We start from the raw sequence: 12,890 nt of genomic DNA, 5'->3' as shown, positions 1-12,890 counted from the left end.
GGTTATCTCCGATGGACGTTCATCGTTGGTACTTCACGGTGTGCTCATGAGTGCTCGTGCCTGTTCTCGAGGTAATGCTCCAGGGCTGAGATATCCAGATGTCCGGACACTCGTAGTGCTCTGCCGATGGCTCGGCGCCGCTCTGCCGTGCTCAGACAAGCCGAAAAGGGGTGCAGCCAGGCACCCCGTCCGGGAAGTCTGCGCCGCGGATCGGGAACGATCTCGATGACGTGAGAGCCGTCACCGGTCTCACGATCCCGAGCCACGATCCGCAACAGATCGACGGCCAGCTCGCGCTTCCGGCACCCGATACACGTCCGCACGGGAGCCGCCCGGCGCCGGGGCGCCGCGTGTTGCTCGGTGGTGCGATCGGGCATCAGTGCCGAAGGCTCGGACTGAACCTTGGACCACTCTACCGCTGCCACGCTCGGAACGCCGAACCCCTCCCCCGCGGAAGTTACGAACCTGTCATCCCGAGCACTCCGCTGGCGGGTTCCGGTCAACTCCGATGCGCCTCCGTCCGGAGGGATCCGCCCATGTCAGGCGCGGCATCGCTGCGGATATCGATGCGCCAACCGGTCAGCCGCGCGGCCAGGCGGGCATTCTGCCCCTCCTTGCCGATGGCCAGCGAAAGCTGGAAATCGGGCACCACGACGCGGGCCGCGCGCGCCTCGGCGTCGACGATCGTGACCGAAACCACTTTCGACGGCGAGAGCGCGTTGCCGACGAACGTCGCCGGGTCGTCGGCGTAGTCGATGATGTCGATCTTCTCGCCGGCCAGCTCGCTCATCACGTTGCGCACCCGCTGGCCCATCGGGCCGATGCAGGCGCCCTTCGCGTTGACGCCGGGCACGGCGCTGCGCACGGCGATCTTGGAACGGTGTCCCGCCTCCCGCGCCACGGCGACGATCTCCACCGAGCCGTCGGCGATCTCGGGTACCTCCAGCGCGAACAGTCGCCGCACCAGGTTGGGGTGGGTGCGCGACAAGGTGATCTGGGGGCCACGCTGACCACGCGAGACGCCGACGACGTAGCACTTGATCCGATCGCCGTGCTCATAGGTCTCGCCGGGCACCTGTTCGGCGGGCGGGATCAGTCCCTCCGCGCCGTGCAACTCGCTGCCGATGCGCACGACGACCGTGCCGCGGGCGTTGGCGCGCGCGTCGCGCTGCACCACGCCGCCGACTATGTCGCCCTCATGGGTGGAGAACTCGCCGAAGGACTTCTCGTTCTCCGCGTCACGCAGCCGCTGCAGCACGACCTGCCTGGCCGTGGTCGCCGCGATCCGGCCGAACCCCTCCGGGGTGTCGTCCCATTCGGAGATCACGTTGCCGTCGGCGTCCAGCTCACGCGCCATCACCCGGACCACGCCGGTCCGCTGGTTGATGTCGATGCGCGCGTTGGGCTGATGCCCCTCGGTGTGGCGGTACGCCGTCAGCAGCGCCGACTCGATCGCGGAGATCACGGTCTCGATCGAGATCCCCTTGTCGGCGACGATCGCGCGCAGGGCTTCGATTTCGATGTTCATTCCACGATCCCTTCGGTCGGCGAATCGGACGCTGTTATGGATTGGTGTCGTGCATTCGGTGTTGCTCTAGCGGGACTGCTCTGCGCCGCGTCGGCGACATCCACCGCGTCTTCCTGGCCCGGAGCGGGTCGTCCCGGAACGACTCCGCCGGCGAGTTCCAGCTCCCGCGCGCCCGGCGGGGAGAACTCCACTTGGACCACAGCGCTGGCGATGTCGGCGAGCGGAACCGTCACCCGGTGTGGGTCGTGTTTGCCGCCCAGCACCAGCGCCACCGAATCGCCGGTGAGCGCGCCGACTCTGGCTTCGAAGGTCGCCGCCCCCTCCGGCGGCTGGACGCCGTCGCGCAGTGCGACGCGCACCTTCCGCCCCCGGGCGCGGTGCCAGTGCCGGTCGGCGGTCAGCGGGCGATCGGTGCCCGGAGTCGTCACTTCCAGGAGGTAGGGCGTCTCGCCGAAATCTCCCGCGTCGTCCAGCCGCGCCGACAACTCCGCGCTGAGCGTAGCGATCGAATCCAGATCGGACGCGTCGCTGTCCACGATCACCTGCACCCGAGCCTGCGCGTCCGCGCGCTTGCCCGCCGTCGAGATCTCGACGCCCTCCAGATCGAATCCTCGGCGTTCGACGAGACCAGCAACGAGCTGGCTCACCCTTTCCTCGGTCGGCATCGGCATGTGGGCGGCTCCTGGTTCAGTTGTGACGCGGCGGGAAATTTCTCTACCGAAGGTCTAGCGTAACGCGCCACGAGAGTGTAAAGGACCACTGGTCGAGGAGTACGCGCGCCACGGCCGACGCCTCGTCCGGTGGCGTGCCACGAATCTGGCACGATGGTGCCGTGCCCATCCGCCTTCCCGCCCCGCCGCGTGCCGGGTGCACTTCCGGCATTCCCTCCGACCGGCACGAGCCCCGCCTCGCCGCCCTGGACCGACGCAGCGCGCTACGCCTCGCGGGCGGAGGAACGGTCGGCATCCTCACCCTCGGCGCGCTGGCGGGCTGCGCCGAAAAGGAAGTGATCCACGAACCGGATCCGCTTGCCGCACAGGAGATTCTGGCTCGTGCCGATGCCGCCGCCGCGTCCGCGGCCATCGCCGTCGCACCGGAACGGCACGCGGCCCTCAACGTGATAGCGGCCGAGCGCACCGCGCACGCCGACGCGCTGCGCACCGAGATCGACCGCGTGATCGGCGTATACGCCGACGGAACCACACCGGTGCACCGAACCCGCGCCAATGGCCCAGGGCCGTCCGCCGTGGCCGCAGGCAGCGCCGTTCCGCCTACCGCGCCGCCGAGCATCGATGCGCTGCGCTCCCAGCTCGCCGCGTCCCAGAAATCGGCCGCCGACCTGGCCCGCGCACTGTCCGGATATCGCGCCGGGCTGCTCGCCTCGATCAGCGCCGCCTGCGCGGCTCAGGCGGGGGTGTTGCTGGCATGACCGAAGCCGAACGCCAGGCGCTGCTGGAGGCGTTGAATGCCGAATACGGCGCGGTATACGCCTACGGCGTGATCGCCGCGCACGCCTCGCCCGAACGCACCAGACTCATCGCCGAGCACACCGCAGCACACCGCGCCCGGCGCGACACCACCGCCGACGCGCTCGCCGCGGACGGTGCGACGGTGCCGCCGCCCGGCGCCGCCTACACCGTGCCGTTCCCGGTCACCGATCCGATCTCGGCCGCCCGGCTGGCCGCGACGGTCGAGTCCGACACCGCGATCGCCTGGCGAGCGGTAGTCGAGCGCGGTGCGTCCGCGACCGTCCGCCGCACGGGTGTCGACGCGCTCACCGACGCCGCTGTCCGGCTGGCGACCTGGCAATCGATCCTCGGCGCCGACCCGCCGACCGTCGCGTTCCCCGGCAAAGCCTGACCGCGCTGCGCGGCCCGTGGGGCCGACACGGCCGCGCATCGCCCGGTCCGTGCCGAGCGGTGAGCTCCGAGCAGGCCGGGCGGCGTGCGCAGCTGCCGAATGCGACGAGGGTCGGGATGCTCATCGCGCGTCGCAGGATGCTCGTCGCGTCCGAAGAACCATGCCGACCCGACCGTGGTGACCACGCCCAGCCGTGCACGCCGAATTCGACGTCCACTGCCATCGCGTCGGCCGATCGATACCGGACGTGCAGCGCCCTACGAGCTGCCCGATCGGCGGTCCGGGCAACCCGGACCGCCGTTCAGCTCGAACGCCTCGACTACGGACGCATTTCGTAGGCGCCGTCGTAGGACACCACCTCGGCCCACACCCGGTCGAAGCGCGGACGGTCGGCGACCGGAGGCCGCAGCGCGGCCGCGGCCCAGCCCTGCTGGTCCGGGGTGGCCGACGGCTTGCCGTACAGCGCGGTGGCGTAGGCGTTGAAATCGCGGATCTGGAAGTCGAAGATCTGGTCGATCAGATCGCGGTCCAGCCCGGTGATCGCGGCCTGCTCCAGGATCAGCTGGCCGTAGACCACCAGCGAGAACAGGTGGCCGATGGTCAGCATGAAGTCCAGGTCCTTCTGCTGCTCGGCGTCCGGCGCCGCCGTGGTCAACAGCGTGCGCAGCGCCTGCGCCTGCTCGTAGAACCGGCCGACATTGGGGATGTCGGCGTGCTTGTCGTAGCTCGGCGTCCAGTCCGCGAACCGCACCTTGCCCGCGCCCCGCGCCGGGCCCTGCCGCCAGAAGAACTCGTCGTCGGCCGCGTCCTGCCTGGTCTCGATCTCCGGGTAGTCCTGCGGGTTGAACAGGTAGTTCGGCATGAACTTCAGGATCTGCCCGACGTTCACGTGCACCGTGCCCTCCAACCGGGGCAGGGTGTTGATCAGCCGCTGCACCTCGGCGAAGTAGGTGTTCTTCTCGAAACCCTTGGCGGCCAGCACGTCCAGCAGCAGCGTCATGACGGTCTCGCCCTCGGAGGTCACCTTGGACTTCGTCATCGGGTTGAACAGCAGATAGCGGCGGTCCTCCAGGCTCGCGCTGCGGAAGTAGTCGACGGCGCGGTCGCTGAACAGCTTCATCGCGAGGATGCGCGCGTAGGCGTCGACGAAGTTCGTGCGCACGTGCGGGAAATCGGTGACCGGGTTGCCGTAGAGGATGCGGTTGTTGGCATGCGTGATCGCCTCGTAGAACGAGTGCTCGACCATGCCGATGCCGCCGTGGCAGAGGTTGAACTTGCCCACGTTGACGGTGTTCAGCGCCGCGGAGAACGCCTCGGGCCCGGTGTGCAGGATGTCCTCGGCGCGCACCGGGTAGTTCTCCAGGCGGAACGTGCTGACGTACATCTGCTGGTGCACGACATTGCCGAGCAGACGGTAGTTGTCGTGGCGCGAATCGGCGGCGAACCAGACGTAGCCATCCGCCCCCTCCAGGTCGGCGCGACGGGAGAAAACCGACACCATGCTGGCCACGTTGCCGTTGCCGATGTAGTACTTCTCGCCGTTGGCGCGGAACAGGATTCCGGCCTCGGCATCGGCGCTGCCGGGTTCGGTGGGCGTCAGCACCAGGTCGGTGTTGTAGATGTCGGCGCCGTGCGTCTGCTCGGACAGACCGAACGCCATCACCTCGCCCGCGGACAAATCGGCGGCCGCGCGCTTCTTGGCGTCCTCGTTGCCGCTCTGCCAGATCGGGCCGAGGCCGAGGATGGTGACCTGCTCGGCGTACCAGTAGGCCAGACCGTAGAAGCCGAAGATCTCCGACAGCGCCGCGTTGCGTGCCGCGTCCCACCGGCGGTTCGGGTCGCCGTCGGCGTAGGCCGCAGGGGTCAGGAAGGTCGCGAACAACTTCTCCTTCTTCACGAAGTCGAGGAAGTCGGCGGTCCACACCGCGTTCGCGTCGTCGGCGAGCAGACGCTGCTTGCCCCGGCCTTCGAACCACTCGATGGTGGCGCGCAACAGCCGCCGCGTCTCGGCGTCGAACTGCTGCGGATCATAGCTGGCGGGGTTGAACAACCGCGCGTCTGTGTTTCCCATGGCGGTTAACTTACCAGCGGGTAATCGCAGCGTGGACCAGGTACGCGGATTTATGACCAGCAAATTCAGGCTACGGTTGCGTAGGTGACCGCCGCCCCGTTGGTTGCCTCGTGTTGCCCGCTTCGAGTAGCCCCCAGGCCGCATCCCGCGGGTGCCATAAGCGACCGACCCCCTGACGCACTGCGTCAGGGGGTCGTCGGAAATGGGGAGGCGGCGCAGCCGGTCAGCGGCGAACTTTGGCCACCACCGCGTCCACCGCCGCCGCGGCAGGGAGTTCCTCGGTCTCGCCGGTGAAGCGATCGCGCAGTTCGACCTTGCCCTCGGCCCAGCCGCGGCCGATCACCAGGACCAGCGGCATGCCGAGCAGTTCGGCGTCCTTGAACTTCACGCCGGGCGAGGCGGTGCGGTCGTCGAAGAGCACGTCCAAGCCTTGGGCGTGCAGTCCGGCGACCACCTCTTCGGCGCCGGCGCGTGCCGCGTCGTCCTTGTTCGCGATGACGACGTGCACGTCGTACGGCGCGACGGCGGCGGGCCAGCGCAGCCCCTTCTCGTCGTGCTGCTGTTCGGCGATCACCGCGACCATGCGCGAGACACCGATGCCATAGGAGCCCATGGTCAGCCGGACCGGCTTGCCGTTCTCGCCGAGCACGTCCACCTCGAACGCGTCGGTGTACTTGTTGCCGAGCTGGAAGATGTGGCCGATCTCGATGCCGCGCGCCGCCACCAACGCTCCGCGCCCGTCCGGCGAGGGATCGCCGTCGCGGACCTCGGCCGCCTCGATGGTGCCGTCGGGCGTGAAGTCCCGTCCGGCCACCAGTCCGACGACGTGCTTGCCCGGTTCGTCGGCGCCGGTGATCCAGCTCGTCCCGGTGCCGACACGGGGGTCGACAAGGTAGCGAATACCATTGGTCTGCAATGCTTTCGGACCGATGTAGCCCTTCACCAGGAATGGGTTCTCGGCGAAATCGGCGTCGGTGAGCAACTCCACCTCGGCCGGTTCGACCGAGGCGCCGAGGCGCTTGTCGTCCACCTCACGGTCGCCGGGGACGCCGATGCCGATGATCTCGGTCTTCCCGTCCGGGTGCCGCAGCTTGACCATGACGTTCTTCAGCGTGTCGGCCGCGGTGACCGGGCGGCCGTAGTGCTCGGCGAGGCCGGCGCTGTTGGCCCAGTCGACCAGCGTCGCGATGGTGGGGGTGTCCGGGGTGTCGTGCACGACCGCGGCAGGCCTGCCCTCGATCGGCAGCGGCTCGGGAGCGGGCGTGACCACCGCCTCCACGTTGGCCGCGTAGCCGGATTCCAGGCAGCGCACGTAGGTGTCCTCGCCGACCGGGCTGTCGGCCAGGAATTCCTCCGACGCGCTGCCGCCCATCGCGCCCGAGGTGGCCGCCACGATGACGTACTTGACCCGCAGCCGGTCGAAGATGCGCTGGTAGGCCTGCCGGTGCGCGTCGTAGCTGGCTTTGAGGCCGTCCTCGTCGAGGTCGAAGGAGTAGGAGTCCTTCATGACGAACTCGCGCCCGCGCAGGATGCCGGCGCGGGGACGTTCCTCGTCGCGGTACTTGGTCTGGATCTGGTACAGCGTGACCGGAAGGTCCTTGTAGGAGCTGTACTCGCTCTTCACGGTGAGCGCGAAGAGCTCCTCGTGGGTCGGGCCGAGCAGGTAGTCCGCGCCCTTGCGGTCGCGCAACCGGAACAGGCCGTCGCCGTACTCGGTCCACCGGTTGGTGGTCTCGTACGGGTCGCGGGGCAGCAGCGCGGGTAGCGAGATCTCCTGGGCGCCGATCGCGTCCATCTCCTCGCGAACCACGTCCTCGACCTTGCGCAGCACGCGCAGGCCGAGCGGCAGCCACGAGTAGACACCCGGGGCGACGCGGCGCACGTAGCCGGCGCGGACCAAGAGTTTGTGGCTGGGCACCTCCGCGTCGGCGGGATCGTCGCGCAGGGTTCGCAGGAACAGGCGGGAGAGGCGGGTGATCACGGAAGCACAGGGTAGTCGCTGGCCCGACGCTGCTCACAGCGCATTACCGTATTCGTTCGTGCTGGTGCTGCTGCCTCCCTCCGAAACCAAGTCCGACGGCGGCGCCGGAGCGCCTCTCGCGCTGGACGCGCTGGCGATGCCGCAGCTCACGGCGGTGCGCGCGCGGCTGGTCGAGGAAGTGGTGCGTTTGGCGGCCGACCCGGACCGCGCCCGCGCGGCGCTCGGGCTCGGCAAGGGCGCCGACGGCGAGATCGCCCGGAATGCGGCGCTGCGCACGTCGCCGACCCGGCCCGCGCTGGAGCGCTACACCGGTGTCCTCTATGACGCGCTGGACGCGCGCTCGTTCACGAAAATCCAACGGGCAAAGGCGTACGCCCGGCTCGGCATCGGTTCGGCCCTGTTCGGCGCGGTCCGCGCGGGTGACCCGATTCCCGCCTACCGGCTCTCCGGCGGCTCCAAATTGCCCGGCTTGCCTACTCTTTCGGCCGTCTGGCGCGACGAGCTGGCCGCAGCGCTGCACGCCGAGGCCGCGGGCGAGCTCGTCGTCGATCTGCGCTCGGGCACCTATCAGCAGCTGGGCCGGGTTCCCGGCGCGGTCACCGCGAACGTGCTCACCGAGCATCCGGACGGGTCACGCACGGTGGTGAGTCACTTCAACAAGCACCACAAGGGCCTGCTCGCTCGCGCCCTCGTGCTCACTCGGGCCGAACCGGGGGATGTGCGCGGGGTGGCGCGGGTGGCGGCCAAAGCCGGATTGCGTACCGAGATCGCCTCACCCACTGAGCTGTTGATCATCACCTGACTAAACCGCCTGCGTGTACGCGGCGTAGCCGGAGGCGTCGGCGGCGAGGATCGCCAGGTCCGCGTTGCAGAGCACATTGCCGTTAGGGTCGTCGGCCGCCGGGTCGTGGGACGCGGTGAGGTGGACCAGCCTGATGCGGGAATGCCCTGGCGCACCGCATTGTTCGCTCCAAACGTGACCAGTACCGCTGTGCTTTCCGATGACCTGAAGAAGTACCTGGACGAGGAGCGGGTGTTCGCCACCGCCGCCACGGTCGGGCCGAACGGGCAACCGCACCTCACCGTGATCTGGCTGAAGCGCGACGGCGACGATCTGCTGTTCTCCACCACGGCCGACCGCCAGCAGGGCAAGAACCTCGCGCGCGACCCGAAGATCACGGTGCTGATCAATCCCCCGGACAACCCGTATGTCTACGCGGAGATCAGGGGCAACGCCACGATCACCCCGGACCCGGAGAAGACGCTGCCCAACGAGCTCTCGTTGAAGTACACCGGCAAGAAGTACGCGGATTTCAACCCGGCGTCGGTGAACGACGGCCCGCGCATCATCGTCCGAGTCACACCGCGTCGCGTGGCGGGCCGACTGTGACCGGCCGCTGAGACGCCGTGCTAGCCCGCCGCGCTGAATTTCCTCTGGCCCGACGCGCGGCGTTGCTTGCTTGGACATGCGCGCCCGCGAGCCAGGCTTCAGCCGACACAAATCTCAGGCTTGCTGGGCTTCTTCCTGGGCGTGCTGCGCCTTCGCCAGCTGCTGCGGTGTGAACCGCAACGTCAGCGCGACAAGTCCGGCCGCGAAGGCGATGAGCGCGCAGACGAACAGCACCAGGGTGTAGCCGTTGCCCAGCGCGGCGATCTCCTCCGGCGTCATCCGGGCGACTTTGCCGGTGCTGCCGCCGAGCGAGAGCGTGCGCGAGGCGGCGATCGGGGTGAGCAGGCCGATGAAGACCGGCGTCGCCAGGTTCATGAACATCTGGCCGACCGCGGCCAGCGGACCGATGTTCGCCGGGGGCACGCCGACCAGCACACACAGCGGCGCGAGCACCATCGCGATGCCGACGCCGAAACCGATCACCGTCAGCAGCGGCAGCAACGTCGCGAAATACAGCACCTCGCCGTCGAGGGTCGAGCCGAACAGCAACCCGATGCCCAGCACCGCGGCCGCACCCGCGAGCAGCCAGCGGGGCGCGATATACAGCGCCGCCTTGGACGCCACCGCGCCGCCGATACCGATCCCCACGGTGAACGGAATCGCCGCCACGCCCGCCTTGAGCGGGCCGTAACCGATCACGTTCTGCATGAACTGGGCGACGAAGAAGGTCATCGCACCCAGCACGCCGCCCGCGAGGAAGATCAGCAGGAAGGTGGCGACGCGGTCCCTGCTGTCGAACAGCGACCAGGGCAGCAGCGGGTCGTCCACACGCCGTTCCAGCGCCACGAAGACGATGAGCAGCACGACGCCCGCGATCAGCGAGCCGATGATGGCGGGATGCCCCCATCCGAGCTCCGGTCCCTCGGTGGCGCCGAACACGATGGAGGCGCACGCGATGGTGCCCAGCACCGCACCGGGCACGTCCAGCGCCGAGCGGTGGTGCTCGGTATCGGCGAGTTTGTATGCCGCGCCGAGGATGATCAGCGCGCCGATCGGGACGTTGATCAGGAAGATCCACCGCCAGGACAGCTGGGTCAGCGCGCCGCCGACCACCAGGCCGCCCACCGAGCCGATGCCGACCATCGAGCCGACGATCGCGATCGCCTGATTGCGCGCCTTACCCGGCGCGAACGTGGTGGCCACGAGGGCGAAGGCGGTCGGCGCCGCGACCGCCGCGCCCGCGCCCTGGAAGGCGCGCGCCGCGATCAGCATGCCCTGGTTCTGCGCGAGCCCGCACAGCAGCGAGGCGAAGGTGAACACCGCCACGCCGACGACCAGCATGCGCTTGCGGCCGAAGGCGTCGCCGAGCCTGCCACCGAGCAGCATCAGGCCCGCGAAGGTGAGCCCGTAGGACGTCACCGTCCACGCGCTTCCCGCGCTGGACAGCCCCATCTCCTCTTGCAGCCGCGGCAGCGCGAAGATCACGACCGTGCCGTCGAGCACGACCATGAGCTGCAACCCGCTCAGCACTAGGATCGCGAGCCCGAAGGCCCGCTGCGTCACTGGATACTGCATCGTCGCAGCGGGATTCCGAAGCACAGTGAGCAACTGTAATTCATGCTCCCCGTCGCCTCCGCCGCGCGGCCCACCGGATCGGGCGCAGGTGGTCTACGGAACTACCCCGTCGCGGAGTCGGCGTGTGAAGGGGCGGAGGCGGCGGAGAATCCGGCGGTGGGGCCGATCACCACGATGGCGGGTGGACGGATGCCTTCCGCGCGAACCCGGCCGGCGACCGTCCCGAGATCGGCGCGCAACACGCGCTGGGTGCGCAGCGTGCCCTCCTGGATGACCGTGACAGGTGTATCGGCGGGGCGCCCGCCGTCGAGCAGCGCGGTGGCGAACTGTTCGATCCGCTCCACCGCCATCATCAGCACCAAGGTGCCGCGCAGCCGGCCCAGTGCGGGCCAGTCGACCAGCGAGTCCGGATGGTCCGGCGCGACATGCCCGCTCACCACCACGAACTCGTGGGTGACGCCGCGGTGCGTCACCGGGATCCCCGCGGCGGCGGGTACCGCGATGGGGCTGGTCACACCGGGCACCACCGTGACCGGTACCCCGGCCGCGACGCAGGCTTCCAGCTCCTCGTAGCCGCGCCCGAACACGTATGGGTCGCCGCCTTTGAGCCGCACCACGAACTTGCCCGCCTTCGCGCCTTCGATGAGCGCGGTGTTGATCGCGTCCTGCGCCATCGCCCGCCCGTACGGGATCTTCGCGGCGTCGACCACCTCGACCTCGGGCCCGAGTTCGGCGAGCAGTTCGGGGGGAGCGAGCCGGTCGGCGACCACCAGATCCGCCCTGGCCAGCAACCGCCGCCCGCGCACGGTGATCAGATCGGGATCGCCAGGTCCGCCGCCGACCAGGGCGACACCGGGCGTAATCGGCGTCGAGTCGTCGGTCACCACACCGGATTGCAGAGCCTCGAGCAGCGCGGTGCGTACCGCCGCCGAACGCCGGTGTTGTCCACTGGCCAGCACGCCGAGGGTCAGTCCGTCATAACGGGCGGTGGCGGGGGTGACCGCGGTGCCCAGTCGCGCCGTGTCGGCCCGCACGCAGAAGATCCGCCGCCGCGTCGCCTCGGCGACCACCGCGGCGTTGGTCTCCGGCTCGTTGGTGCAGGCGATGGCATACCAGGCGCCGTCGAGGTCGCCGTCGGCGTAAGCGCGCAGCGCGATGGTGAGCTGACCCGACGTCGCCATGCCCTCGACCGCGGGCGTGACCGCGCGGCTCACCACGTGGACGTCCGCACCGGAGGCGATCAGCAGGCCCAGCCTGCGCTGCGCCACCGTGCCCCCACCGACCACGACGACGCGCCGGCCGCGCAGATCGAGCCCGACCAGGTAGTTCGGGTCGCCGGTGGGCTGGTCTTGCGTTGCGTCTGACGTGTTCGGCACAAGTTTCGAGCCTACGGCCTGACCGCCGGGCACCGGCAATCGACCGGCCACCCCTACGGCGTCGTTTCGCGATCGCCGCGCCGACGACCGAGAGCAAGGTCGCCGCCTACCGGCGATAGCGCGCCTCCTGAACCCAGTGGAAGCCGCGCGCGATCAGCGGGAAGCTGCCTTTCTCGACCAGCTCCATGCGCAGGCGGACGGGTCGTCCGGCCGAGTTGACCGTCGAGGATCAGGGTGACCGCGTCGGGCTGCTGATAGGTGAACGCGTGCTCTCGTGCGGCAGCAACGCTAGGGCGAGCCGGGATCGCCGGTATCCGCACTCCGGAACACACCCCACCGCCCGCATAGCGGTCGCGCGCCGCGAGACGCCGCGACGTGCCCGCGTCACCAAGCGGACCGACGCCGCATGGGTTACCAGACAGTAGTGGATCCGCTCCCGATCTCGCGTAAGCGACCGCGGCGCGCCCGGCCAATCCACTGTGACCTGCGACGACACACCGCGGCCGACGGGGCGATGGGTAGCTCACGCTACCTCGGGTGACATACGGTCGGATATGTCATTCACCCCACCCGGCTCCACCGACGGACTCGGTGTCGTGGCCGGACCGACCGGCTTGGAAGGTGGACGCATGACATCGGTGACACCGGCGCAGGAGCTACTCGACGTGGCCTACGAGGAAGCGCTCCACGGGCTCGCCGAGGGCGGGATCCCGATCGGCGCCGCTCTCTTCGACGCCGACGGCACGCTGCTCGGACGCGGCCGCAACCGCCGGGTGCAGTCCGGGGATCCCAGCGTCCACGCCGAGACCGACGCGTTCCGGGCGGCCGGGCGGCGGCGCGACTACCGCCGCACGACCATGGTCACCACCCTCTCGCCGTGCTGGTATTGCAGCGGCCTGATTCGCCAATTCGGTATCGGCTCGCTGATCGTCGGGGAATCGCAGACCTTCTCCGGCGGTCACGACTGGCTCGCCGACCACGGTGTCGCGGTAACCGTCCTGCAGGACCGGCGCTGCGTCGACCTGATGACCCAGTTCATCGCCGAGCATCCCGCGCTGTGGTACGAGGACATCGGCGTCGCCGACGAACTCGAGGCGTGAACTCCCTGT

12 protein-coding genes are annotated in these 12,890 nt (G+C 69.4%); 5 read left to right on the top strand and 7 right to left on the bottom strand.

Annotated elements, in window-relative coordinates:
- Positions 1 to 44 precede the first annotated feature (44 nt).
- From IU459_RS03620 to rimP, 3 genes are all read right to left on the bottom strand, one after another.
- A complete protein-coding gene (locus IU459_RS03620) occupies positions 45 to 377 on the bottom strand; it encodes a YlxR family protein (protein ID WP_067477854.1) in 333 nt (110 codons plus the stop codon).
- Between the two features lie 122 nt (positions 378 to 499).
- Positions 500 to 1,528, bottom strand: a complete 1,029-nt coding sequence (gene nusA / locus IU459_RS03615; protein WP_195127990.1) for a transcription termination factor NusA — start codon at positions 1,526 to 1,528, stop codon at positions 500 to 502.
- Positions 1,525 to 2,199 carry a ribosome maturation factor RimP gene (gene rimP, locus IU459_RS03610; RefSeq protein ID WP_195127989.1) on the bottom strand — a complete coding sequence of 225 codons (675 nt, stop codon included), beginning with the start codon at positions 2,197 to 2,199 and terminating at the stop codon, positions 1,525 to 1,527. The genes nusA and rimP overlap by 4 nt, the downstream gene beginning before the upstream one ends.
- Positions 2,200 to 2,444: 245 nt before the next feature.
- On the opposite strand from rimP, the gene IU459_RS03605 reads away from it, so the two are divergent.
- Together IU459_RS03605 and IU459_RS03600 are read left to right on the top strand one after the other, a co-directional pair.
- Positions 2,445 to 2,957, top strand: coding sequence for a hypothetical protein (locus tag IU459_RS03605; protein ID WP_195128181.1), 513 nt, complete (start codon positions 2,445 to 2,447; stop codon positions 2,955 to 2,957).
- Positions 2,954 to 3,388, top strand: a complete 435-nt coding sequence (locus IU459_RS03600; protein ID WP_195127988.1) for a ferritin-like domain-containing protein — start codon at positions 2,954 to 2,956, stop codon at positions 3,386 to 3,388. Before IU459_RS03605 ends, IU459_RS03600 begins: the two co-directional genes overlap by 4 nt.
- 319 nt (positions 3,389 to 3,707) lie before the next feature.
- Here the strand turns inward: IU459_RS03600 and IU459_RS03595 are convergent, their stop codons facing one another.
- Positions 3,708 to 5,459, bottom strand: coding sequence for an acyl-CoA dehydrogenase family protein (locus IU459_RS03595; RefSeq protein ID WP_195127987.1), 1,752 nt, complete (start codon positions 5,457 to 5,459; stop codon positions 3,708 to 3,710).
- A 223-nt stretch (positions 5,460 to 5,682) separates the two neighbouring features.
- Positions 5,683 to 7,440, bottom strand: a complete 1,758-nt coding sequence (locus tag IU459_RS03590) for a proline--tRNA ligase (protein ID WP_195127986.1) — start codon at positions 7,438 to 7,440, stop codon at positions 5,683 to 5,685.
- A 58-nt stretch (positions 7,441 to 7,498) separates the two neighbouring features.
- On the opposite strand from IU459_RS03590, the gene yaaA reads away from it, so the two are divergent.
- Both yaaA and IU459_RS03580 read left to right on the top strand, forming a co-directional pair.
- A complete protein-coding gene (gene yaaA, locus IU459_RS03585; RefSeq protein WP_195127985.1) occupies positions 7,499 to 8,242 on the top strand; it encodes a peroxide stress protein YaaA in 744 nt (247 codons plus the stop codon).
- A 174-nt stretch (positions 8,243 to 8,416) separates the two neighbouring features.
- Entirely contained in the window at positions 8,417 to 8,830 is a 414-nt protein-coding gene (locus IU459_RS03580) for a PPOX class F420-dependent oxidoreductase (protein ID WP_324198724.1), read from the top strand.
- A 114-nt stretch (positions 8,831 to 8,944) separates the two neighbouring features.
- Here IU459_RS03580 and IU459_RS03575 read toward each other — a convergent pair whose 3' ends face one another.
- Both IU459_RS03575 and cobA read right to left on the bottom strand, forming a co-directional pair.
- Positions 8,945 to 10,405, bottom strand: a complete 1,461-nt coding sequence (locus IU459_RS03575) for an MFS transporter (RefSeq protein ID WP_195127984.1) — start codon at positions 10,403 to 10,405, stop codon at positions 8,945 to 8,947.
- A gap of 101 nt (positions 10,406 to 10,506) precedes the next feature.
- Positions 10,507 to 11,781 carry a uroporphyrinogen-III C-methyltransferase gene (cobA, locus tag IU459_RS03570; RefSeq protein WP_195127983.1) on the bottom strand — a complete coding sequence of 425 codons (1,275 nt, stop codon included), beginning with the start codon at positions 11,779 to 11,781 and terminating at the stop codon, positions 10,507 to 10,509.
- 629 nt (positions 11,782 to 12,410) lie between these two features.
- Between cobA and IU459_RS03565 the strand changes: the two genes are divergently transcribed.
- Positions 12,411 to 12,881, top strand: a complete 471-nt coding sequence (locus tag IU459_RS03565; protein ID WP_195127982.1) for a nucleoside deaminase — start codon at positions 12,411 to 12,413, stop codon at positions 12,879 to 12,881.
- Positions 12,882 to 12,890: the final 9 nt, after the last annotated feature.

This window comes from Nocardia amamiensis (assembly GCF_015477605.1).
GTDB lineage: Bacteria > Actinomycetota > Actinomycetes > Mycobacteriales > Mycobacteriaceae > Nocardia > Nocardia amamiensis_A.
Note: the sequence above shows the minus strand (reverse complement) of the source record. Positions and strands in the feature narration are given on the sequence as shown.